This is a genomic window from Lishizhenia sp. (assembly GCF_033720595.1).
Taxonomy (GTDB): Bacteria; Bacteroidota; Bacteroidia; order Flavobacteriales_D; family Crocinitomicaceae; genus Lishizhenia.
Window position 1 is genome coordinate 1 of the sequence record NZ_JAWWCF010000259.1, and the last position, 3,308, is coordinate 3,308.

Sequence of the window (3,308 nt, forward strand, 5' to 3'; positions counted from 1 at the left end):
ACTCTCCAGGTATGTATAGAGTAAATGGTCCATTGATGAATTGTCCAGAATTCTTTGAAGCTTTCCAAGTAACAGAGGAAGATGCGATGCGTAATTCAGCTGATAAGATCAGTAAAATTTGGTAGGAATACTTAAAAATAGATTAAAAGTCCAGTTCGAAAGAGCTGGACTTTTTTTTATTTCATTTTTTTTTCAGCCTTAAACATCCTACAATTTTATGTTTCAAAGTACACATAAAAACCTACAAGCTTAAATATCAAATAATTACAATTCAACCTTGGAATTAATCCTTTTTAAAGGGTATAATGCACGCCTACAATTCTAGTTAAATTACCAAAAATACTTCGTTTGCTTTTCGTATCTTAGGTCAAAGCCTTTTGCTATGATTGTAAAAACTACTGGACCCTACAAACTACTCTTGCTTTTCCCTGACGACATTCACGACTTGTTTAAAAAGCATGAAAGGGAGTATATATTAAACTTTTTTGGCTACAGCACCCAGGCTGAATACGAAAAATTAGAACGAATGCATAAAGAAGGAATGACGACCTATCGTTACTCCCTCGCACTAGGCGTAGTTCAAAATGAGCAAGGTGAAACTATAGGCCATACGGGGTACCATATATGGAACAAAGATCATAAAAATGCAGAACTCTTCTACAGTCTCAAAAGTGATAAATACAAGCGTAAAGGAATCATGAGTCAGGTTGTCCCCCTCGTCATACAAATTGGCTTTGAATACATGCATTTAAAAAGAATACAAGCAAGAGTTGCAGCTTGGAACACTGCTTCTATTCGTCTATTGGATAAATTTGGATTCGAAAAAGAGGGAGAGTTACGTCAAGATTATTTTTACGAAGGAAAATTCTCTGATTCTCTTTGTTACTCCTTATTAGCTCCAGAATAAATTGAGGGAATTCAACTCCCATTTTTCACAATAACCGTTTCGATAATTATATATTTTTTTTAGGTAATTCCCCTTTACAAATAAGAGATATACCCTTGTAATTTATATGTATATATAGTGTAACTTGTCATTAGAAATTAATTCTACTTACTGCTATTTTTTTCAGTTTTAGTAATTCTAGCTTTAGATTATTCAAACTGAAAACCTCGTTACACTAAACCTAATAAAGAAGTGGGGATTGTTTTGTTTTCCAAGGGTACATACAACCCGTATTTTCATGGAAGACAAAACACATCCCAACTTTAATAAGTGGTCTAATTCAGTAAGTATTTAGGCTTTAATCGTAATTTAGTAGTACCTACCTTAGTTTTAACCCACATTTATTTTAAACATGATTCGTGAATTTTCTACTGAAGATTTTCAAGCCGTAATTGAACTATTCCAATTTAATACCCCAACTTACTTTCATCCTGATGAACAACATGATTTGGAGCAATATCTTCAAAATGAAAGAGAAGATTATTATGTATTTCTTGCAGGTGAGAAAATTGTAGGCGCTGGAGGAATTAATTACCTACCTAAAGAAAAGACTGCCATACTTTCTTGGGACTTGATCCACCCTAATCATCAAAGACAAGGGATAGGTACAAAATTGGTAAAACACCGTTTACAAAGAATTAAAGAACTCACACTATTTCCACGTTGTATTGTCCGTACTTCTCAACTCGTATACCCCTTTTATCAAAATCTAGGTTTTAATTTGATCAGTAAACACCCTAATTATTGGGCCGATGGATACGATATGTATTTCATGGAAACAACTTTTTAAAACCAACTTAAAAACGACAACCTACGTTTGTATTAAAAACCGATCCGCATGAAATATTTATTATTTATATCGCTACTTTTTATTTTCTCGGCTTGCATTAAAGAACCTGATTGCGAACCAACAAATCCAGAAGGAGTAAATTACAAAGGATGCGGTAACTTTAGCGTATTTGAACCCTTCGATGAAGGCAGTGTACAAAACGCTATCATCCATATTCATGTAGACGTTGAAGCCTTTGCCCTCACCGACGAATATCAAAATTTCTCTTTGACAGAGCATCCTGAAATTCTCGCTCAAATTACAAGTTACAACAAAAGTACTATGCATGGAAATTTGTGTACGGATGGACTAGATGCTGATTTGATTGCAACTAATGTATGGACTGCCACTGAAGGCGACATTAATATGCGTATTGCCAGACCAAAAAGCGAATGTGACGATACCTATGTCGTTGATGTTCTATTGAATGACGCCAAGTTTATCGATGACAATGGCAATGAAATTCTAGTTTCAAAGGTAGAATTCCTTCACAGAATGGTTAATTATCCCATTGGCTAATACTTTACAGACATAAACGTATGCTCTAAATATAAAATTCAAAGAAAAAGCACCAAGAGTACTTGGTGCTTTTCTGTTATTCACTCAGTTCAAAGTTAATGGGAAGGGTAACGTAGCTCCTTACCTTTTTTCCATCAGTTTCCGCAGGCGTCCAATTAGGCATAGCTGATATTGCTCTTATTGCCTCACTATCCAACAATTCATCCACTCCTTTTAAGACTTGAACAGAACTTATAGCACCGTCCTTTTCTACAATAAAACGAACATACACCTTACCATATAAATTGGCAGTTTTAGCACTATCTGGATACTTCAGGTTTTCAATTAAATAGGTTTTCATTGCCTCATTGCCTCCAACAAAGGTCGCAACCTTATCTGGAGTAGAAGAAACCTCTTGTGCTTGTAACCCAAACACCATAAAGCATAAACTCAATGCTAAACATAATTTTGTAAACTTCATATATTAGATTTTATAATTCATACCAAAAGCAGCAAGAATCATGCTCTAGATAGTTAATAATGAAACTAATCTAACCAAAAGTATACATGTTAAAAATCAAAAATATTGAAAGCTTTCCCGTCACACATCCAATATCAATAGGGTCTCTTACTGTATAGATCAACAATAATTGACGGTTTACACAACTGAACTCTCTTATAACTTAAAGGTAATTCATTACTTTAATGCTACTCTTCTAATAACAGATGACTGTAAGAGTATGAATATGTAAAGCTAATAGGTACAGAGTTTCGATCTAGTTTAAGATTACCCTATTCTTAGGTTGCCGAGCGGAGTCGAGGTACCGCTAACAGAAGCAACTAATGAGCTTAATAAAGTCTTAGTTCTTTTGTAAGGTTTGGATAAAAAAAGTTAGGCAAAAAAAAAGCCTCATTCCGATAGGAACAAGGCTTTATAAAAAGTGGCGTCGACTTACTCTCCCACCCTCAAAAGGGCAGTACCATCAGCGCTAGTAGTCTTAACTTCTCTGTTCGGAATGGGAAGAGGTGGACCCT

At 34.9% G+C, this 3,308-nt stretch carries 5 protein-coding genes and 1 rRNA gene; 4 read left to right on the forward strand and 2 right to left on the reverse strand.

Annotation, left to right across the window (positions count from 1 at the left end; all coding sequences use genetic code 11):
* Positions 1–11: 11 nt before the first annotated feature.
* From R3333_RS14690 to R3333_RS13645, 4 genes are all read left to right on the forward strand, one after another.
* Positions 12–125: a hypothetical protein gene (locus R3333_RS14690; RefSeq protein ID WP_413468687.1), complete on the forward strand. Its 114-nt coding sequence runs from the start codon at positions 12–14 to the stop codon at positions 123–125.
* Between the two features lie 257 nt (positions 126–382).
* Positions 383–907: a GNAT family protein gene (locus R3333_RS13635; protein WP_318959326.1), complete on the forward strand. Its 525-nt coding sequence runs from the start codon at positions 383–385 to the stop codon at positions 905–907.
* Positions 908–1,298: 391 nt separating this feature from the next.
* Positions 1,299–1,736, forward strand: a complete 438-nt coding sequence (locus R3333_RS13640; protein WP_318959327.1) for a GNAT family N-acetyltransferase — start codon at positions 1,299–1,301, stop codon at positions 1,734–1,736.
* Between the two features lie 48 nt (positions 1,737–1,784).
* On the forward strand, positions 1,785–2,294 hold the full coding sequence (locus R3333_RS13645) for a hypothetical protein (RefSeq protein ID WP_318959328.1): 510 nt from the start codon (positions 1,785–1,787) through the stop codon (positions 2,292–2,294).
* 76 nt (positions 2,295–2,370) lie between these two features.
* Here R3333_RS13645 and R3333_RS13650 read toward each other — a convergent pair whose 3' ends face one another.
* Both R3333_RS13650 and rrf read right to left on the reverse strand, forming a co-directional pair.
* Complete coding sequence (locus tag R3333_RS13650; RefSeq protein WP_318959329.1) at positions 2,371–2,754, reverse strand: energy transducer TonB; 384 nt, start codon at positions 2,752–2,754, stop codon at positions 2,371–2,373.
* A gap of 458 nt (positions 2,755–3,212) precedes the next feature.
* Positions 3,213–3,308: ribosomal RNA gene (rrf, locus tag R3333_RS13655) — 5S ribosomal RNA — on the reverse strand; the annotation flags it as partial.